The following is an 18835-nucleotide window of genomic DNA, read 5'->3' as shown; positions in this document are numbered from 1 at the left end:
CTGCCCTCATGTCTCAGCCGATCCGCATCAAGGACCACGAAAAGGACGCCCGTCTGGTGCGCAGCCGTGTCGTGTTCGGTGCGATCGTGATTGTGGCGCTGATCTGTGTGTTGATCGCGCGTCTGTATTACCTGCAGGTGATCCAGTACGAGTACCACTCGACCCTGTCGGAAAACAACCGCGTCCATGTGCAGCCGATTCCGCCGACGCGCGGGCTGATTTTCGACCGCAACGGCGTAGTCGTGGCCGACAACCGGCCGAGCTTCAGTCTGAGCATGACCCGCGAGCGCTCCGGCGATTGGCAACAGGTGCTCGACGTCATCGTCGAGGTGCTGGAGCTGACGCCCGAGGACCGGGTGATCTTCGAGAAACGCATGCGTCAGGGGCGCCGGCCGTTCGAGCCGGTGCCAATACTGTTCGAGCTGACCGAAGAGCAGATCGCCCGGATCGCGGTGAACCAGTTCCGCCTGCCCGGGGTGGAAGTGGTCGCGCAACTGGTCCGGCATTACCCGCAGGGCGCGCATTTTGCGCACTCGGTGGGCTACATGGGGCGGATCAACGAGAAAGAGCTGAAATCGCTGGATCCGGTCAACTACAGCGGCACCCACCACATCGGCAAGACCGGCATCGAGCGGTTCTACGAGCCGGAATTGCACGGTCAGGTCGGTTACGAGGAAGTCGAGACCAACGCCCGTGGCCGCGTGTTGCGGGTGCTCAAACGCACCGATCCGATTCCCGGCAAGGACATCGTCCTGAGCCTCGACATCAAGTTGCAGGAAGCCGCCGAGGCCGCGCTGGGCGGGCGACGTGGCGCGGTGGTGGCGCTCGATCCGAAAACCGGCGAAGTGCTGGCGATGGTCAGTCAGCCGAGTTTCGACCCCAACCTGTTCGTCACCGGCATCAGCTTCAAGGCCTACGCCGAGTTGCGTGATTCCATCGACCGGCCGCTGTTCAACCGCGTGCTGCGTGGTCTGTACCCGCCGGGCTCGACGATCAAACCGGCGGTAGCGATTGCCGGTCTTGACGCTGGCGTGGTCACGGCTTCGAGCCGGGTGTTCGACCCGGGCTATTACATGCTGCCCAACTACGACCACAAGTATCGCAACTGGAACCGTACCGGTGACGGCTTCGTCGACCTCGACACGGCGATCATGCGGTCCAACGACACCTACTTCTATGACCTGGCGCACAAGCTCGGCATCGATCGGCTGTCGACCTATATGAACAAGTTCGGCATCGGCCAGAAGGTCTCGCTGGACATGTTCGAAGAGTCCCCGGGCCTGATGCCGTCGCGCGAATGGAAACGCGCAACGCGCAAACAGGCGTGGTTCCCCGGCGAAACCCTGATTCTCGGGATCGGCCAGGGCTATATGCAGTCGACGCCGCTGCAACTGGCCCAGGCCACGGCGCTGGTGGCCAACAAAGGCATCTGGAACCGTCCGCACCTGGCCAAGTCCCTCGACGGGGTCAAACCGGTGGATGAAAACCCGATGCCGAACATCGTCCTGCGCGACCCGTCCGACTGGAACAAGGTCAACCACGGCATGCAGCAAGTGATGCACGGTGCCCGGGGTACCGCGCGCAAAGCGGCGATCGGCGCGCAATACCGCATCGCCGGCAAGTCCGGTACCGCGCAGGTGGTGGCGATCAAGCAGGGCGAGAAATACGACCGCTCCAAGGTCCAGGAACGCCACCGCGACCACGCCCTGTTCGTCGGCTTCGCCCCGGCCGATGATCCGAAAATCGTCGTGTCGGTGATGGTCGAGAACGGTGAGTCCGGTTCCGGCGTTGCCGCGCCAGTGGTGCGCCAGGTCATGGACGCCTGGTTGCTCGACCAGGATGGCCACCTGAAAGCCGAGTACGCCAGCCCTATCACTGCGGAGGCCCCGGCCCGTGATGAATAATTTCGATCGCATGCTCTCCAGCGAGGATGTGATGCGTCGCCGCGCGACGTTGCTGCAAAGACTGCATATCGATGGCCCGCTGTTGATCCTGTTGCTGATCCTCGCCGCCGGCAGCCTGTTCGTGCTGTATTCGGCCAGCGGCAAGAGCTGGGATCTGCTCGGCAAGCAGGCCACATCCTTCGGCATCGGCCTGGTGGCGATGATTGTCATCGCCCAGTTCGAGCCGCGTTTCATGGCCCGCTGGGTGCCGCTCGGTTACGTGATTGGTGTGATATTGCTGATCGTCGTCGACATCATGGGCCACAACGCCATGGGCGCCACGCGCTGGATCAACATCCCCGGGGTGATCCGCTTCCAGCCCTCGGAATTCATGAAGATCCTGATGCCGGCAACCATCGCCTGGTACCTGTCCAAACGCACGCTGCCGCCGCAGCTCAAGCACGTCGGCATCAGCCTGATGCTGATTGGCGTGCCGTTCATTCTGATCGTGCGCCAGCCCGATCTCGGTACCTCGCTGCTGATTCTCGCCGGTGGCGCCTTCGTCCTGTTCATGGGCGGCCTGCGCTGGCGCTGGATTCTCAGCGTGCTGGCGGCGGCGGTGCCGGTGTCGGTGGCGATGTGGTTCTTCGTCATGCACGACTATCAGAAGCAGCGGGTCCTGACTTTCCTCGACCCGGAAAGCGATCCGCTCGGTACCGGCTGGAACATCATCCAGTCCAAAGCCGCGATCGGTTCCGGTGGCGTATTCGGCAAAGGCTGGCTGCTCGGCACCCAGTCACACCTGGACTTTCTCCCGGAAAGCCACACCGACTTCATCATCGCCGTGCTTGGCGAAGAGTTCGGTCTGGTGGGGATTTGCGCGCTGCTGCTGATCTATCTGTTGTTGATCGGTCGCGGGCTGGTGATCACCGCCCAGGCGCAAACGCTGTTCGGCAAATTGCTCGCCGGCGCGTTGACCATGACTTTTTTTGTTTACGTTTTCGTCAACATCGGTATGGTCAGTGGCCTGTTGCCGGTCGTGGGGGTGCCGTTGCCGTTCATTAGCTACGGAGGAACTTCGCTGGTGACGCTGCTGTCAGCGTTTGGGGTTTTGATGTCGATCCATACCCATCGCAAGTGGATCGCACAGGTTTGAATAAGGTGAAGAGTGCAATGCAAGTAATGCGTGGCTGGGCGACTCGATGCGCGCCGCTGGTTGGCCTGGTGGGCCTGCTGGGTAGCGTGCAGGAAGCGCTGGCCGGCGACTATGAAGGCTCGCCGCAGGTGGCCGAATTCGTCGGCGAAATGACCCGCGACTACGGTTTCGCCGGTGAACAACTGATGGGTGTGTTCCGCGAGGCGCAACGCAAGCAGTCGATTCTCGACGCCATCTCCAAACCCGCCGAACGGGTCAAGCAGTGGAATGAATATCGCCCGATGTTCATCACTGACGCGCGCATCGCCCGGGGTGTCGACTTCTGGCGTCAGCACGAGGCGACCCTGGCCCGTGCCGAGCAGGAATACGGCGTGCCGGCACAAGTGATCGTGTCGATCATCGGCGTCGAGACCTTTTTCGGACGTAATACCGGTAATTTCCGCGTGATCGATGCTTTATCGACCCTCGGCTTCGACTATCCTCCCCGTGCCGAATTTTTCCGCAAGGAACTGCGTGAGTTCCTCCTGCTGGCCCGTGAGGAGCAGGTCGACCCGCTGACCCTGAAAGGCTCGTACGCCGGGGCCATGGGCCTGCCGCAGTTCATGCCGAGCAGCTTTCGCGCCTACGCGGTGGACTTCGACGGTGATGGCCACATCAATATCTGGAACAACCCGGACGATGCCATTGGCAGCGTCGCCAGTTACTTCAAGCGTCATGGCTGGGTTGCCGGTGAGCCGGTGGTCAGCCGCGCCGATGTGCGGGGCGAGCAGGCCGATGAAGGGCTGACCACCGGTATCGAGCCGGTGAAGACGGTCGCAGAGTTGCGGGCGCTGGGCTGGTCAAGTCATGATGCGCTGCGCGATGATATGCCGGTTACCGCATTTCGCCTCGAAGGCGACAACGGCCCTGAATACTGGATGGGCCTGCAGAATTTCTACGCGATCACGCGTTATAACCGCAGCGTGATGTACGCCATGGCCGTACATCAACTGTCTGAACAGCTGGTACAAGCACGGGGCGTCAAGTAATGCAGGCATTGCCTAACAATAAACCCCTGAAGCTGGTGGCTTTCGCTGCGTTGGCAGTCCTGGTCGCCAGTTGCACGACCAGCCGTACGCCGACGCAGAAAACCCCGTCCACCGCTGTCCGCGCCCAACCGGGCCTGGACATCAACCGCGCGCACAAAGACGGCGCGCCGTGGTGGGATGTCGATGTTTCGCGCATCCCGGATGCGACACCGACCCTGCACACCGGCCCGTACAAGGCCAATCCGTACACCGTGCTGGGCAAGACCTATTTTCCGTTGCAGGAATCCAAGACCTACGTGGCTTCGGGCACGGCGTCCTGGTACGGCACCAAGTTTCATGGTCAGAACACCGCCAACGGCGAAGTGTATGACCTGTACGGCATGAGTGCCGCGCACAAGACCTTGCCGCTGCCAAGTTACGTTCGGGTGACCAACCTGGACAACAACAAGACCGTGATCCTGCGCGTCAACGACCGTGGGCCGTTCTACTCCGATCGCATCATCGACTTGTCCTACGCAGCGGCGAAGAAACTCGGCTATGCCGAGACCGGCACCGCGCGGGTCAAGGTCGAAGGCATCGATCCGCAGCAGTGGTGGGCGGCCAAGGGCCGTCCGGCGCCGCTGATGCTCAACGAGCCGCAAGTGGCGCAGAATAGCGCGCCAGTGATTACGGCTTCGGCCGGCACCGTCGAGCAATGGACACCGCCGCCGCAGCAACACGCCGCGGCCGTGGTGCCCGTGCAGATCGATGCAAAAAAAAACGCTTCTGCACCAGCGTCTGGCCAGTATCTGCAGGTGGGCGCGTTCGCCAACCCGGACGCTGCCGAACTGCTGAGGTCGAAGCTCAGCGGGATGGTGAGCGCGCCGGTGTTCATCAGCTCGATCGTGCGCAATCAGCAGACCCTGCACCGGGTACGCCTGGGGCCGATCGGCTCGCCGGGTGAGATCGCCCAGGTGCAGAACAGTGTGCGGCTGGCCAATCTGGGTTCGCCCAGCGTGGTCACCGAGTAACACGTAGACCTTGATTGACGGTTCACTTGCGGTATTCGGGGGGTGAACCAGGTTGTTGGCTCGTCGAAGAACAAAAGCCCGGCAAGGGTGACTGGAGTGAGCAACTGAACACGCGATGGCCCGTTAGAAGGCTGTCTGAATAAGTTTTGCCTTCGGGCAAGTTTCCATTAGCGATTTCGAGAGACGGATGAACATCACCACCTTTGCCAAACGCCTGTGTCTGCTAGTCCCGCTGCTCCTCTCGCCAGCCGCCTTCGCGGCCGAGATGATGCCGTCGCCACCACAACTGGCCGCCAAGGCCTATGTTCTGATGGACGCCAGCAGCGGCAACGTGCTGGTCGAAAACAACGGCGACCAGCGTCTGCCACCGGCCAGCCTGACCAAGCTGATGACCGCGTACATCGCGACCCTGGAAATCCGTCGCGGTCAGATCGGTGAAAACGATCCGGTGACCGTCAGCGAAAACGCCTGGCGCACCGGCGGTTCGCGGATGTTCATCAAGGTCGGTTCGCAGGTGACTGTCAGCGACCTGCTGCACGGCATCATCATCCAGTCGGGTAACGACGCCAGCGTCGCCTTGGCCGAGCACATCGCCGGCAGCGAAGACGCGTTCGCCGATCTGATGAACAAGACCGTCACCGAACTGGGCATGACCAATACCCACTTCATGAACCCGACCGGTCTGCCAAACCCTGAGCACTACTCGTCGGCGCACGACATGGCGATTCTGGCCCGTGCGATCATCCACGAAGACCCGGCTCACTATGCGATCTACTCGCAGAAAGAGTTCTTCTGGAACGGCATCAAGCAGCCTAACCGCAACCTGCTGCTGTGGCGCGACAAGACCGTTGACGGTCTGAAAACCGGCCACACTGATGAAGCCGGCTACTGCATGGTGTCCTCGGCGGTACGTGACGGCCAGCGTCTGATCGCCGTGGTGTTCGGCACCAACAGCGAAGTGGCCCGCGCGGCTGAAACCCAGAAGCTGCTGACCTACGGTTTCCGCTTCTTCGAAACCCAGACCTTCTATCAGAAGGGCACCGAACTGGCGCAGGCGCCGGTATGGAAAGGCACCACCAGCCAAGTCAAGGCCGGCCTGGCGCAAGACCTGACCATGACTCTGCCAAAAGGCCAGCTGAAGAAGCTCGCTGCCAGCATGACCATGAACCCGCAACTGGTTGCGCCAATCGCCAAGGGCGACGTGATCGGTAAAGTCGAAGTCAAACTGGAAGACAAGGTAGTGCACAGCGCTGACCTGATCGCTCTGGATGGCGTCGAGGAGGGTGGTATCTTCCGCCGCATGTGGGATAGCATCCGTCTATTCTTCTACGGCTTGTTCAACTGATTTTGTGTTGACCTGCATGGCCCCGCCCCGATCCGGTGCGGGGCCATGTGCGTTACCACGGCTTGCACTCTAGAGGCCGTTACGCCATGACCGATACCGAAGTAAAGGCGCCAAAGATCGAATTTCCCCAGACCGATTATCCGATCAAGGTGATCAGTGATACGGGTGTTGGCAACAAGGACAAGATCATCGCGATCGTCCTGAAACACGCGACCATCAATGATGAGCGCATCGACGAGCGTCAAAGCAGCAACGGCAAATACACCACCATCCAGTTGCACATCGTCGCCACCGACCAGGATCAGCTGTACAACATCAACAGCGAACTGCGGGCTTCCGGCATCGTGCACATGGTGTTGTGATGCACGGCACGCTGGGCTTTCGCGAGCTGGGCCAGATGGCTTACGAGCCGGTCTGGCATGCCATGCAGCGCTTTACCAACGAACGCGGCAATGCTGCCGCCGACGAAATCTGGCTCGTCGAACACCCGCCGGTGTTCACCCAGGGCCAGGCCGGCAAGGCTGAACACCTGTTGCTGCCGGGAGATATTCCGGTGGTGCAGGTCGATCGTGGCGGCCAAGTGACTTATCATGGCCCCGGGCAACTGGTGGCTTATCTGTTACTGGATGTACGCAAGCTGGGTTTCGGCGTGCGTGATCTGGTCAGCCGCATGGAAGCCTGCCTGATCGAACTGCTGGCCAGCTACGGCGTCACCGCCGCCGCCAAGCCAGATGCTCCCGGCGTATACGTCGATGGAGCGAAAATCGCTTCTCTGGGTTTGCGCATTCGCCACGGTTGTTCCTTTCATGGCCTGGCCCTGAACGTGGATATGAACCTGGAACCGTTTCGACGGATTAATCCCTGCGGCTACGCCGGGCTGGCCATGACCCAGCTGAGCGATCACGCAGGATCGATTGAATTTGCCGAGGTAAGTGCCCGGCTGCGCGCGCAGCTCGTCAAACACCTCGACTATGCTGAGCAGACGACCCTCACGGGCGGAATCGACTGATATGACTACTGATGCAGTGCAAACCATGATCCCGACGCTCGACGTGACCGAGCGCCCGGCCCCGCGTCCCAAGGTTGAAGCCGGCGTCAAGCTGCGCGGCGCCGAGAAGGTTGCACGCATCCCGGTCAAGATCATTCCGACCACCGAACTGCCGAAGAAACCCGACTGGATCCGCGTGCGCATCCCGGTTTCGCCGGAAGTCGATCGCATCAAGAGCCTGCTGCGCAAGCACAAGCTGCACAGTGTCTGCGAAGAAGCGTCCTGCCCGAACCTCGGCGAATGCTTCTCCGGCGGCACCGCAACCTTCATGATCATGGGCGACATCTGCACTCGTCGCTGCCCGTTCTGCGACGTTGGCCACGGTCGTCCGAAGCCACTGGACGTCAACGAGCCGGAAAGCCTGGCCATCGCCATCGCCGACCTCAAGCTCAAATACGTGGTGATCACGTCGGTGGACCGCGACGACCTGCGTGACGGCGGTGCCCAGCACTTTGCCGACTGCATCCGCGAAATCCGCAAACTGTCGCCAAACGTGCAGCTCGAGACCCTGGTCCCGGACTACCGTGGGCGCATGGACATCGCCCTGGAAATCACCGCTGCCGAGCCGCCGGATGTGTTCAACCACAATCTGGAAACCGTGCCGCGCCTGTACAAGGCTGCGCGTCCGGGCTCGGATTACCAGTGGTCGCTGACCCTGCTGCAACGCTTCAAGCAGATGATGCCGCACATTCCGACCAAGTCCGGCCTGATGCTGGGTCTGGGCGAGACCGACGAGGAAGTCATCGAAGTCATGAAGCGCATGCGCGAACACGACATCGACATGCTGACCCTCGGGCAGTACCTGCAACCGTCGCGCAGTCACTTGCCGGTGCAGCGTTTCGTGCACCCGGACACTTTCGCCTGGTTCGCCGAAGAAGGTTACAAGATGGGCTTCAAGAACGTCGCTTCGGGCCCGCTGGTACGTTCCTCGTACCACGCCGACGAGCAGGCGAAGCTGGTCAAGGCCGAGCTGCTGGGTTCCTGATTCACTGCTGATGTAAAAATGCCCGCCGAGGACGGTTCCTCGGCGGGCATTTTTTTGCCTGAGACAAGGGGCTTTTGTTTGTCTCTTCAGCTGACTACTGTGTGTGCATGACTTTACCGCTGGAGCCCAAGGATGACCGTTCGACCGAGCCACACCCTGATTGCCCACCGACCCGTACCGGCGCTGCCCTCCGAAGGGACGATTGGCGTCATCGCGCCTGCCGGCCCCGGCGCCCTCGATACTGAAAAAGCGCTGCAATGGATGCGCGCGCGCGGCTATGGGCTGAAGGTGTTTCCGGGTGTCTATGAGAAGGACGGCTATCTGGCCGGCAGTGACGACGTACGCCTGCGCGATCTGCACGCGGCATTCGCTGATCCTGAAGTCGACGCGATCATTTGCCTGCGCGGCGGCTACGGCACGCCGCGTCTGCTGGACCGAATCGATTACGACCTGCTCAGCCGGCATGCCAAGCCGTTTGTCGGCTATAGCGACATCACCGCGCTGCACCTGGCCATCAGTCGCTACGCCGGGTTTGTGACCTTTCACGGCCCGCTGCTCAATGCCGACCTGCTCGGCGACAAGGAGCCGCCGACCGTTACATCATTCTTCGCTATGCTGCGCGGGCAAATGAAGTCAGGGAGTGTACTGAGCCATCCGGCGGCTTATCCGTTATCCACCGTCGAACCGGGCATCGCTCACGGGCGTTTGCTCGGCGGCAACCTGGCAATGATTGCTGCAACCCTCGGCACGCCCTACGAGATTGATGTCGAAGGCGCAGTTCTGTTCATCGAGGACATCAACGAGCCGCTGTATCGCATTGATCGCCTGCTGACCCAGATGCGTCTGGCCGGCAAGCTGGCCCGACTGCGCGGTGTGCTGGTCGGTGATATCGCCGGGGTGGAGGTCGACGCGCTGAATCGGCTGCTCAAGCAAACCTTTGAGCCGTTGCGGATTCCGGTGCTGTCGGGTTGGCGCAGTGGCCATTGCGACCCGAACCTGACACTGCCGTTGGGCGCGCTGGTGCGCCTGGATGCGGGGAAGCAGGCGTTGCTGCTGGAGCAGGATGTGGTGATCAAAGTCTAGAAATTGGTCGCCTGACATTCAGTCATCGCGGGCAAGCCCGCTCCCACAGGTTATGAGTCGGATACACAATCGTGTTTCAACCAGAACCCTGTGGGAGCGGGCTTGCCCGCGATGCTTTTATTGGGCGCGCAGGCTCTCAAGCAACTTGTGCGTAGGATACCCATCCGCCGGCCAGCCCAGCGCCTGCTGGGCACTGCGAATGGCCTTGCGCGTATTGGCGCCGATAATCCCGTCCGCTGTGCCGGCGTCGTAATTACGCGCGCTTAATAGCGTCTGCAGTTCGATGCGCTCGGTGCGGCTCAGCGGCAGATCATCTTTCGGCCAGTCGCCATTGATCAGGCCCGCGCCTTCAAAGCGCTCGGACAACAGGCTCACCGCCAGCGCATACGACGACGAATTGTTGTACTTGAGAATCGCCCGGAAGTTGTCGAGGATCAGGAACGCCGGGCCGCGATAACCGGCCGGCAGCAGCAGGGCGGCCGACAGTTGTTCGGAACCGGCTGGCACCTGCGCGCCATTGGGCAGGTTCACGCCCAGTTGCCGCCATTCGGCGACGCTTTTGCGAATCGCGCCATCGGCCAGGGTGTAGTTGAAGCCGCTCGGCAATTGCACTTCGAAACCCCACGGCTGGCCACGCTGCCAGCCCGAGCTTTGCAGGTAATGCGCGGTCGAGGCCAGCGCATCGGCCGGGCTGCCCCAGATGTCGCGGCGACCGTCACCGTCAAAGTCCACGGCGTGGGTGTTGTAAGTGGTCGGAATGAACTGGGTCTGGCCCATCGCTCCGGCCCAGGAGCCGAGCATTTTCTCCGGGGTGATATCGCCCTGTTGCAGAATCTGCAGGGCGGCAATCAATTGCGCGTGAGCAAAGCCAGGACGACGGCCTTCGTAGGCAAGGGTGGCCAGCGAGTTGATCACCGACTTGCTGCCCTGAAACTGACCGAAATTGCTTTCCATGCCCCACACCGACACCAGTGCCTGGCGATCAACGCCATAACGCTGCTCGATGCTTTGCAGAATGTCGGCGTACTGATTGATCAACGCCTGGCCCTTGCGGACGCGCAATGGCGACAGCGCACCGTCGAGGTATTCCCACACCGGGCGGGAAAACTCCGGCTGACTGCGATCGGCACGGATCACGCTGGCGTCGAAGCTGATGTTGGCAAATGCCTGATCGAACAGCTCGGGGCGAATCCCGGCGGCGAGGGCGTCCTTGCGGAAGCCCGCCTGCCATTCGGCAAAGGTCTGGGTCGGTTGAATATCGAGCGGGTCGGCGGACGGCACAACCGGCGGAATAATCGCTGGGGCCGTGGTAACCGGGGCGGCTTGAAGCGGTTGTGCATCGGCGGCGGTGGGTTTTTCCGCGCAGGCGACAAGCAGGATGAAGCTGGAGGCAGCGATCAATTGGCGCACGGGCCAACGACGGGAAAGACTTGGGGGCATGCACAGTTCCAGGGAAACGAATCAGGTGCAGACCTTAACATGAGCGAGGGGTAGTGCGCTTCAGGCAGCCAGAAAGTAAAAAGCCTCCCGGTTGTCAGACCGGAAGGCTTCGCGGCGGTAGCTGCCTTTGCCCTTGGCGGGTCGTTCCTGGCGGCTGCGAAACAAGGGCTGGGCGACGATGGATTTGGCCTTGTTGGGGCCATGCTTTGCTGGCTTTTTGCTCATGAGTGTTCTCTGGATTGAGTGGGTTTGGCGCGGCAAATAATCTGCCGATGTTGGGCGTCTGTCCAGTGCCTGTTGTGTAGGAATGTTCTGGCGCTTTCGCGAGCAAGCTCGCTCCCACATTTGGAATGCATTTCAATGTGGGAGCGAGCTTGCTCGCGAATGGCCGTTATGCGGGAAACAGGTTATTCGGCAGGAAGTGTCAGGCGCTGGCCTGCCATCAACAACGCCAGACGACTCAAGCTCATCCACGGCGAACCCGCCGCCTGGCCCTTGATCTGCGCGTCGATACGCTGCGCTTCAAGCAGCAATTGCGCCCAGCGTTGCGCCGAGTAGCGTTGCAAAGCCTTGCTCATCAGCGGCTTGCGCTTGTCCCAGACCGGCGGTTTCGACTGGCTGAAACACTTGTCCAGTGGCGTGCCCTGGCTGTATTGCAGGGAAATGTTGGCCAACAGGCGCAACTCCCGCGCCAGTGCCCAGAGGATCACCGGCGGTTCGACGCCTTCGCCGCGCAAACCCTCAAGCATGCGCAAGGCGTGGGCCGGTTCGCCGTTGAGTACCGCGTCGGTCAGGCCGAACACGTCAAACCGGGCACTGTCGGCCACGGCGGCCTGCACGGTTTCAACGGTGATCTGCCCACCTTCGGCCATCAGTTTGAGCTTTTCGATTTCCTGGGCGGCGGCGAGCAGGTTGCCTTCGACACGCGCGGCAATCAATTCGACGGCGTCCTGACTGGCCGACAAGCCTGCCTGGGACAGGCGCTGACGAATCCAGCTCGGCAGCTGATTGGCATCCACCGGCCAGATCTGCACGAACTGGGTCTGTTGGCCTTCGACCAGTGCCTTGCCCCACTTGGTTTTCTGCGCGCTGCCATCGAGCTTCGGCAAGCTGATCAGCAGGACAGTGTCTTCAGCGGGGCGTGAGCAGTATTCGATCAGCGCAGCGGCGCCTTTGTCGCCAGGTTTACCGGACGGCAGGCGCAGTTCCAGCAGGCGTTTTTCGGCGAACAGCGACATGCTTGCGCCGGCCTGCAACAACGTACCCCAATCGAAATTGGCGTCGGCGGCGAACACTTGGCGTTCGTCGAAACCTTGCTGACGGGCAGCGGTGCGGATGGCGTCGGCGGCTTCCTGACACAGCAACGGATCATCGCCGCTGATGATGTAGACCGGCGCGAGTGCGCCTTGCAGGTGTTTGCCGAGTTGCGCGGGTGCGAGCTTCATAAAGAAGGGCGAGCGGGGCGCCTGAGCGCCCCGACCGTCTTACTGCTGCGGGATTTCGAGCGGCGACTGACGCGGAGTTTCCGCCTCAGCCTTCTGCGCCGCTTCCAGCGCATCGGCTTCAGCCTTGGCGCGGTCGTTGGCGGTTTGCTGCAGTTGCTGCAACTGGCCCGGGGTCAGCTGCGACAGGCGCAGCATCATGCGTTGCACCAGCTCGCGACGGATTTCATGACGGGCGTCGTTGGCTTCCTGATCGGAGCCGACGAGGTTGTTGCCGTCGTGAATGAACACCTTCTGCACTTCGAGCTTGTCGCTGAGCAGGGACAGGTCTTTGTCGCCGCGGATGTCATAGCTCAGCACAGTGTTGACCTGATACTCGCCTGTGCGCCCGGCACCGGCATAGCTGAGAATGCGCTGGCTTTCCTGTTCGTCAGCCAGATACAGCTTGTACGGCGCGCCTGTGTAGACCTTGACGCCGCTGGACTCCAGCGTCTGACGCAGCTGTCTTACGGTTTCGCCATAAGCGTTACGCGCGCTCAGGTCGATTTCCTTGATCGACAGTTCGTTGGTGCCGGTACCACGCAACTGGAAACCGCAGGCGCTCAGCAGAACGGCGAGGCCCATCACCAGCAGATTGCGTTTGATCATTGTGTTGCTCCCCTTGAAACCAGGTGAGCCGACTCTGCGGCCCGAAAGGTTTTACTGGCTGCCAGGCGAGCCTGGCAGCCGATCCAATTTAGCTGGCGACGATGTTGACCAGTTTGCCCGGCACCACGATCACTTTGCGAATGGTCAGGCCGTCGACGAAACGCAGCACGTTTTCGTTGATGCGTGCAGCGGCTTCGATCTCTTCGCGGGTGGCGCCGGCCGGCATTTCGATCTGCCCGCGCAGCTTGCCGTTGACCTGAATGACCAGGGTCAGGTTGTCCTGCACCAAGGCACTTTCGTCCACGGCCGGCCAGCCTGCATCGATCACCGCATCGGCGTGACCCAACTGCTTCCACAGTTCGTGGCTGATGTGCGGGGTGATCGGTGCCAGCAGCAGGGTCACCGCTTCCAGACCTTCGTGCAGCAGCGCACGGTCCTGTTCGGTGCCTTGGGCGGCTTTTTCCAGCACGTTCATCAGCGTCATCACCTGAGCGATGGCCGTGTTGAATTTGTGGTTCTGGCCGACGTCATGGCTGGCCTGCTTGATCGCCAGGTGAATCGCACGACGCACGGTTTTCTGCTCGTCGTTCAGAGCGGCGATATCCAGTTTGCCCGGCAGGCCCTGGGTCACGTGGGCTTGCGCCAGACGCCAGACGCGCTTGAGGAAACGGTGCGAACCTTCAACGCCGGAATCGGACCATTCCGCGCTCATGTCAGGCGGCGAGGCGAACATCATGAACAGGCGGCAGGTGTCGGCACCGAACTGGTCGATCATCGACTGCGGGTCGACGCCGTTGTTCTTCGACTTGGCCATCTTCTCGGTACCGCCGATTTCCACCGGCAGGCCGTCGGACTTCAGCTTGGCGCTGATCACCTTGGCTTTGCTGTCACGCTCAAGTTCTACGTCTGCCGGGTTGAACCAGGTGTAAGCACCGTTGGCTTCGCGACGATAGTAGGTCTCGGCGATCACCATGCCCTGGGTCAGCAGGTTCTTGAACGGCTCGTTGGAGCTGACCAGACCTTCGTCGCGCATCAACTTGTGGAAGAAGCGCGCGTAGAGCAGGTGCAGAATGGCGTGTTCGATACCACCGATGTACTGATCCACCGGCAGCCAGTGATCGGCCGCGGATTTTTCCACCAGGCCACCTTCAAAGTGCGGCGAGGCGTAACGGGCGTAGTACCACGACGACTCGACGAAGGTGTCCATGGTGTCGGTTTCACGCTTGGCCGGCGCGCCGCATTTCGGGCAGCTGCATTCGTAGAACTCGGGCATGCGCGCCAGCGGCGAACCGGCGCCGTCCGGCACCACGTCTTCCGGCAATACGACCGGCAGTTGATCTTCCGGCACCGGCACGTCGCCGCACGTGGCGCAGTGGATGATCGGGATCGGGCAGCCCCAGTAGCGCTGGCGGCTGATGCCCCAGTCGCGCAGGCGGAACTGGGTGCGCGAGGCGCCGAGTTGTTTCTTGATCAGGGCGACTTCCATGGCGTCGAACGCGCCGGCGAAGTCGAGGCCGTCGAATTCACCGGAGTTGATCAGCGTGCCGTGCTCGCCATAGGCGTCTTGCCATGGCGCCGGGTTGGTATCACCGGAGCTGGTGCGCACCACCGATTTCACCGGCAGATTGTACTTGTGCGCGAATTCGAAATCGCGCTCGTCGTGCGCCGGAACCGCCATGACCGCGCCGTCGCCGTAGTGCATCAGCACGTAGTTGGCGACCCACACCGGCAGCTTCTCGCCGGTCAGCGGGTGCTCGACGAACAGGCCGGTCGGCAGGCCTTTCTTTTCCTGGGTGGCGACATCGGCTTCAGCGACGCTGCCGCCCTTGCATTCAGCGATGAACGCTTGCAGCTCGGCATTGTTCTGCGCGGCCAGGGTGGCCAGCGGGTGCTCGGCAGCCACGGCGACGTAGGTCGCGCCCATCAGGGTGTCCGGACGGGTGGTGAAGACTTTCAGGGTGCCGGCTTCGCCGATCGAATCGACGTTGTACGGGAACTGCACTTCCATGCCACGGGACTTGCCGATCCAGTTGCGCTGCATGGTCTTGACCTGTTCCGGCCAGCCAGTCAGTTCATCGAGGCTTTCCAGCAGCTCGTCGGCGTAAGCGGTGATCTTGAAGTAGTACATCGGGATTTCGCGCTTTTCGATCAGCGCGCCGGAGCGCCAGCCACGGCCGTCGATGACTTGCTCGTTGGCCAGAACGGTCTGGTCGACCGGGTCCCAGTTCACGGTGCCGTTTTTACGGTAGATCACGCCTTTTTCGAACAGGCGGGTGAACAGCCATTGTTCCCAGCGGTAGTAGTCCGGCTTGCAGGTGGTCACTTCACGGGACCAGTCCACCGCGAGGCCGAGGCTGCGCAGCTGCGACTTCATGTAGGCGATGTTCTCGTAGGTCCACTTGGCGGGCGCTACGTTGTTTTTCATTGCGGCGTTTTCCGCCGGCATGCCGAACGCATCCCAACCCATGGGCTGCAGAACATTCTTGCCCTGCATGCGCTGGTAGCGCGAGATCACGTCGCCAATGGTGTAGTTGCGCACGTGGCCCATGTGCAGCTTGCCGCTGGGGTAAGGGAACATCGACAGGCAGTAGTAGGTTTCCTTGCCTGGCTGTTCACTAACTTCAAAGGACTTTTGCTCATCCCAGAACGACTGGGCGGCGGCTTCGATCTCACGTGGCTGATATTGTTCGTGCATGGCTACTTTTGTACTGGATAGGGGTGGCCTAATCCTCTTCGACGGCGGCATACGGGATGGCCCGGGTGCGCTGGAAGTGGAATGACAGGAAGCGCCGTAGCATACATGACCGCGCTTGGCCGAGGGAAACCCTGATTACAGCTGTTTGCCCGAGCTTTTGGGCGACGAGGGCCGTTGGTCGCGGCGTGTAGCCGGTTCGTGCAGCGAAGCTAAGCTCTAATTGGGGAGTGAGTCTTATCTTCAATGAGGTGAGGGATGGTGGAGCAACGGAAAAAGAACGTAACGAAACCCGAGTTGTATGAAAGGTTGATCGATCGTCTGGGCATGGCGCTGGACGCCGTGAAAACCGCCGACCGGCTGCGCGACGAGCGCCCCCTGGAACTGGAATTGCGTGGCTTGAGTCCCGCCGAGTTCAAACTGGTCAAGGCCTATCTGGATCGCAGTGAACGTGAAACGCAGGGATGCCTGTCTCAAGCAGTGAAGCAGCTCGATGCAGCACATTCGGCCAAGGTCATCTGGCTCAAGGACAAGGCGCCGCGCAGAGACACCGGCAAGGTGCGTTCTGTGCAGGCCAAGTAAGCGCATGGCAGGTCATGAAACGGATCTTTTGCAACCGGATCCGGCCTACTGGTTGTAACGCGTAATCAACACTCTTAGGCTTCGGGCATCTTTGGAGATGCCCGATGCCCTTTCGCTATTTCATCAAACAACTTTTACTGCCGCCCGGCATTCTTTTGCTGCTGTTGCTGGCGGCCTGGTGGCTGCGCCGCTCGCGGCCGCGTCTGGCGGGTGTGTGTTTTGCCTTCGGCTTTGGCGGCCTGTGGCTGATGAGCCTGCCGGTGGTCGTGCAGTGGAGCGCCAAGGCGCTGGAACGAGAGCCGCCGCTGGCGCGGCAGGAATGGGCGACGCTGGCGCAACGCGCCGATGCGATTGTGGTGCTGGGCTCGGGGCGTGAGCGCGGTGATCTGGCTTGGGGCGAAGACCAGCCGACCGGCGTCGGCCTTGAGCGCCAGCGTTACGCCGCACGCCTGGCCAAGGCCTCGGGCCTGCCGATTCTGACCAGCGGCGGCCTGCATTACGGCACGCCCCCGACCGAGGCGAAGTTGATGGCGGATTCGTTGCGTGATGACTTCGACGTGAGCGTGCGCTGGCAGGAAGGCGAGAGCCGCACCACATGGGAGAACGCGAAGATGACGGCAGATATTCTCTTGCCCCAGGGGCTCAAGCGGGTTGTCGTGGTGACGCAGGCGTGGCACATGCCGCGTGCGGTGTGGAGCTTTGAGCAGGCGGGTTTTGAGGTGGTGCCGGCACCGGTGGGTTTCCTCGGTACCGATAACGCACGGCCATTTGGCGGCTGGCTGCCGGAGTTCAAGTCGATCTGGCAGAGCGGGCAGTTGCTCAATGAAGCGGTGGGGCAGGTGGGGTATTCGTTGTTTTACCGCTGAAGATCATTGTGGCGAGGGGATTTATCCCCGATGGGGCGCGTAGCGGCCCCTCTCTTGCCTTCAGAAGAGGGGACTGCTGCGCACTCCAGCGGGGATAAATCCCCTCGCCACATTTCTCAGAGGGTCTTCGACATGCGGCTGGCCATCAACGCCCAGCCAAACAGCAGCAGGCACAACACGATCAGCGGCCACGAACGCCATTGCAGGTACGGCGTCAGGTCGTGCATCGGTACCACTTCGCCATACAACACGCCTTGTTCGAACTGCGGAATCTGCTCGGTGATCTGCCCGAACGGATTGATCAGGCCGGTAACGCCGTTGTTGGTCGCGCGGATCATCCAGCGTCCGGCTTCCAGCGCGCGCATCTGCGCCATCTGCAAATGCTGCAGCGGGCCGATGGACGTGCCGAACCAGGTGTCGTTGCTGATCGTCAGCAGCAGATCACTGCGTGCCGACAGGCCGGCGGCGAATTCCGGATAGACCACTTCGTAGCAGATAAACGGTGCGATCTGGTAACCCTTGGCTTGCAAGAGCGCTTGATCCGACGGGCCGCGCGCGAAGTCCGACATCGGCAGGTCGAAGAACGCGATCAAGCCGCGCAACACGTCCTGCAACGGCACGTACTCGCCGAACGGCACCAGTTTCTGCTTCAGGTAAGTGCCATCGCCTTCGCCGACCACGGTGATGCCGTTGAAGAAGCGCCGCTCGTGATGCACGGTCTGGCGAATCGGCACACCGGTGATCAACGCTGATTTACGCTCGGCGGCGAAGTTGCCCATCATCGTCAGATAGCCCTCGGCGGACTCCTTCAATACCGGCACGGCGGTTTCCGGCCAGATCAGCAGATCGACCGGTTTGGAACGGAAACTCAGATCACGGTACAGCGCCAGTTGCGCGTTGAGCTCGGCCGGGTCCCATTTCATGCTTTGCGCGACGTTGCCCTGAATTGCAGCCACGGTCAGCGGTGCGCCCGACGGGCTGGTCCACGCGTGGCTCTTGAGCGCGATACCCGCCACCCAAGGCCCCGCCAGCAGTACCACGCCGGCCGCGATAAAACCTTTGCGGCGCGCCTGCAACAAACGCGGAGCGTTGTAGATCAGCGCTGCGGTCAGTGCCAGAACAAACGAAACCAGCCACATCCCGCCCACCGGCGCGAGCCCGGCCAGCGGGCCGTCGAGCTGGCTGTAACCGGAATAAAGCCATGGGAAACCGGTAAGGAACCAGCCGCGAAATGCTTCCTGGCCGACCCATAACGCAGCAAAGGCCAAGGCATCTGCCAGCGGTGCTTCGTTACGCCGCAACCAACGCGCCCACAGCCACGCGGGCAGGGCGAAGAACCAGGCAATCGCCGCGGTGAACAGCAGCATCAGGAACCCGGCGAGCAACACCGAAGCACCACCGAAATGATGAATGCTGTAATAGATCCAACTGGTGCCGGCACCGAACAGACCGAAGCCGAAGCACCAGCCACGGCCGAGCGCCTGGCGCGGGCTCAGCTCACGCAAGCCGGCGTAGAACAAACCGACCGCCAGCAATGCCAGCGGCCAGATGTCGAACGGTGCGAGAGCGAATGTGGTGATTGCACCGGCCGCCACGGCCAGCAGGTTACCGGGCCAGCCGGGGCGGG

At 61.6% G+C, this 18835-nt stretch carries 17 protein-coding genes; 11 read left to right on the top strand and 6 right to left on the bottom strand.

Annotation, left to right across the window (positions count from 1 at the left end; all coding sequences use genetic code 11):
• Positions 1-8 precede the first annotated feature (8 nt).
• The 9 genes from mrdA to D8U71_RS20615 all read left to right on the top strand — a co-directional run bounded on the left by mrdA (position 9) and on the right by D8U71_RS20615 (position 9538).
• Complete coding sequence (gene mrdA / locus D8U71_RS20655; protein ID WP_071173699.1) at positions 9-1904, top strand: penicillin-binding protein 2; 1896 nt, start codon at positions 9-11, stop codon at positions 1902-1904.
• Between the two features lie 31 nt (positions 1905-1935).
• Complete coding sequence (rodA, locus tag D8U71_RS20650) at positions 1936-3039, top strand: rod shape-determining protein RodA (protein WP_050977864.1); 1104 nt, start codon at positions 1936-1938, stop codon at positions 3037-3039.
• A 17-nt stretch (positions 3040-3056) separates the two neighbouring features.
• Positions 3057-4067, top strand: a complete 1011-nt coding sequence (gene mltB / locus D8U71_RS20645; RefSeq protein WP_130888556.1) for a lytic murein transglycosylase B — start codon at positions 3057-3059, stop codon at positions 4065-4067.
• Complete coding sequence (locus D8U71_RS20640; RefSeq protein ID WP_016773027.1) at positions 4067-5077, top strand: septal ring lytic transglycosylase RlpA family protein; 1011 nt, start codon at positions 4067-4069, stop codon at positions 5075-5077. Before mltB ends, D8U71_RS20640 begins: the two co-directional genes overlap by 1 nt.
• A 187-nt stretch (positions 5078-5264) precedes the next feature.
• Positions 5265-6422, top strand: coding sequence for a D-alanyl-D-alanine carboxypeptidase family protein (locus tag D8U71_RS20635; RefSeq protein WP_016773028.1), 1158 nt, complete (start codon positions 5265-5267; stop codon positions 6420-6422).
• A gap of 86 nt (positions 6423-6508) precedes the next feature.
• Positions 6509-6784, top strand: a complete 276-nt coding sequence (locus tag D8U71_RS20630) for a DUF493 domain-containing protein (RefSeq protein ID WP_024014446.1) — start codon at positions 6509-6511, stop codon at positions 6782-6784.
• Positions 6784-7431: a lipoyl(octanoyl) transferase LipB gene (gene lipB, locus D8U71_RS20625; protein WP_024014445.1), complete on the top strand. Its 648-nt coding sequence runs from the start codon at positions 6784-6786 to the stop codon at positions 7429-7431. The genes D8U71_RS20630 and lipB overlap by 1 nt, the downstream gene beginning before the upstream one ends.
• Before the next feature lie 25 nt (positions 7432-7456).
• Positions 7457-8455: a lipoyl synthase gene (lipA, locus tag D8U71_RS20620; protein WP_160768663.1), complete on the top strand. Its 999-nt coding sequence runs from the start codon at positions 7457-7459 to the stop codon at positions 8453-8455.
• 132 nt (positions 8456-8587) lie between these two features.
• Positions 8588-9538, top strand: a complete 951-nt coding sequence (locus D8U71_RS20615) for an LD-carboxypeptidase (RefSeq protein ID WP_130888555.1) — start codon at positions 8588-8590, stop codon at positions 9536-9538.
• A 117-nt stretch (positions 9539-9655) separates the two neighbouring features.
• On the opposite strand, the gene D8U71_RS20610 is transcribed toward D8U71_RS20615, so the two are convergent.
• The 5 genes from D8U71_RS20610 to leuS all read right to left on the bottom strand — a co-directional run bounded on the left by D8U71_RS20610 (position 9656) and on the right by leuS (position 15763).
• Positions 9656-10978: a lytic murein transglycosylase gene (locus D8U71_RS20610; protein WP_016773034.1), complete on the bottom strand. Its 1323-nt coding sequence runs from the start codon at positions 10976-10978 to the stop codon at positions 9656-9658.
• A 60-nt stretch (positions 10979-11038) separates the two neighbouring features.
• On the bottom strand, positions 11039-11203 hold the full coding sequence (gene arfA / locus D8U71_RS20605; protein ID WP_016773035.1) for an alternative ribosome rescue factor ArfA: 165 nt from the start codon (positions 11201-11203) through the stop codon (positions 11039-11041).
• A gap of 182 nt (positions 11204-11385) precedes the next feature.
• Positions 11386-12423 (bottom strand): DNA polymerase III subunit delta, encoded by a 1038-nt coding sequence (gene holA, locus D8U71_RS20600; RefSeq protein WP_016773036.1) that lies wholly within the window; start codon positions 12421-12423, stop codon positions 11386-11388.
• A gap of 39 nt (positions 12424-12462) precedes the next feature.
• A complete protein-coding gene (gene lptE / locus D8U71_RS20595; protein ID WP_016773037.1) occupies positions 12463-13068 on the bottom strand; it encodes an LPS assembly lipoprotein LptE in 606 nt (201 codons plus the stop codon).
• A gap of 88 nt (positions 13069-13156) precedes the next feature.
• On the bottom strand, positions 13157-15763 hold the full coding sequence (gene leuS, locus D8U71_RS20590) for a leucine--tRNA ligase (protein WP_125925940.1): 2607 nt from the start codon (positions 15761-15763) through the stop codon (positions 13157-13159).
• Between the two features lie 255 nt (positions 15764-16018).
• On the opposite strand from leuS, the gene D8U71_RS20585 reads away from it, so the two are divergent.
• A complete protein-coding gene (locus tag D8U71_RS20585; RefSeq protein WP_024014441.1) occupies positions 16019-16342 on the top strand; it encodes a hypothetical protein in 324 nt (107 codons plus the stop codon).
• 104 nt (positions 16343-16446) lie between these two features.
• The gene (locus tag D8U71_RS20580; protein WP_016773039.1) at positions 16447-17208 is read left to right on the top strand and encodes a YdcF family protein; all 762 of its coding nucleotides are present in this window, start codon (positions 16447-16449) and stop codon (positions 17206-17208) included.
• Between the two features lie 116 nt (positions 17209-17324).
• Here D8U71_RS20580 and lnt read toward each other — a convergent pair.
• Positions 17325-18835, bottom strand: a 1511-nt coding sequence (gene lnt / locus D8U71_RS20575; RefSeq protein WP_130888554.1) for an apolipoprotein N-acyltransferase, incomplete at its 5' end; no start/stop codon positions are given.

Origin of the sequence: Pseudomonas sp. Sample_21 (assembly GCF_004307525.1) — a bacterium.
GTDB classification, from domain to species: domain Bacteria; phylum Pseudomonadota; class Gammaproteobacteria; order Pseudomonadales; family Pseudomonadaceae; genus Aquipseudomonas; species Aquipseudomonas atacamensis.
This window is presented reverse-complemented; position numbering and strand designations above follow the sequence as displayed.

Bases quoted from the DNA above. Each gene is read 5' to 3' on its own strand.
- mrdA (WP_071173699.1), top strand. From the start codon at position 9: ATGTCTCAGCCGATCCGCATCAAGGACCACGAAAAGGACGCCCGTCTG.
- rodA (WP_050977864.1), top strand. From the start codon at position 1,936: ATGCGTCGCCGCGCGACGTTGCTGCAAAGACTGCATATCGATGGCCCG.
- mltB (WP_130888556.1), top strand. From the start codon at position 3,057: ATGCAAGTAATGCGTGGCTGGGCGACTCGATGCGCGCCGCTGGTTGGC.
- D8U71_RS20640 (WP_016773027.1), top strand. From the start codon at position 4,067: ATGCAGGCATTGCCTAACAATAAACCCCTGAAGCTGGTGGCTTTCGCT.
- D8U71_RS20635 (WP_016773028.1), top strand. From the start codon at position 5,265: ATGAACATCACCACCTTTGCCAAACGCCTGTGTCTGCTAGTCCCGCTG.
- D8U71_RS20630 (WP_024014446.1), top strand. From the start codon at position 6,509: ATGACCGATACCGAAGTAAAGGCGCCAAAGATCGAATTTCCCCAGACC.
- lipB (WP_024014445.1), top strand. From the start codon at position 6,784: ATGCACGGCACGCTGGGCTTTCGCGAGCTGGGCCAGATGGCTTACGAG.
- lipA (WP_160768663.1), top strand. From the start codon at position 7,457: ATGATCCCGACGCTCGACGTGACCGAGCGCCCGGCCCCGCGTCCCAAG.
- D8U71_RS20615 (WP_130888555.1), top strand. From the start codon at position 8,588: ATGACCGTTCGACCGAGCCACACCCTGATTGCCCACCGACCCGTACCG.
- D8U71_RS20610 (WP_016773034.1), bottom strand. From the start codon at position 10,978: ATGCCCCCAAGTCTTTCCCGTCGTTGGCCCGTGCGCCAATTGATCGCT.
- arfA (WP_016773035.1), bottom strand. From the start codon at position 11,203: ATGAGCAAAAAGCCAGCAAAGCATGGCCCCAACAAGGCCAAATCCATC.
- holA (WP_016773036.1), bottom strand. From the start codon at position 12,423: ATGAAGCTCGCACCCGCGCAACTCGGCAAACACCTGCAAGGCGCACTC.
- lptE (WP_016773037.1), bottom strand. From the start codon at position 13,068: ATGATCAAACGCAATCTGCTGGTGATGGGCCTCGCCGTTCTGCTGAGC.
- leuS (WP_125925940.1), bottom strand. From the start codon at position 15,763: ATGCACGAACAATATCAGCCACGTGAGATCGAAGCCGCCGCCCAGTCG.
- D8U71_RS20585 (WP_024014441.1), top strand. From the start codon at position 16,019: ATGGTGGAGCAACGGAAAAAGAACGTAACGAAACCCGAGTTGTATGAA.
- D8U71_RS20580 (WP_016773039.1), top strand. From the start codon at position 16,447: ATGCCCTTTCGCTATTTCATCAAACAACTTTTACTGCCGCCCGGCATT.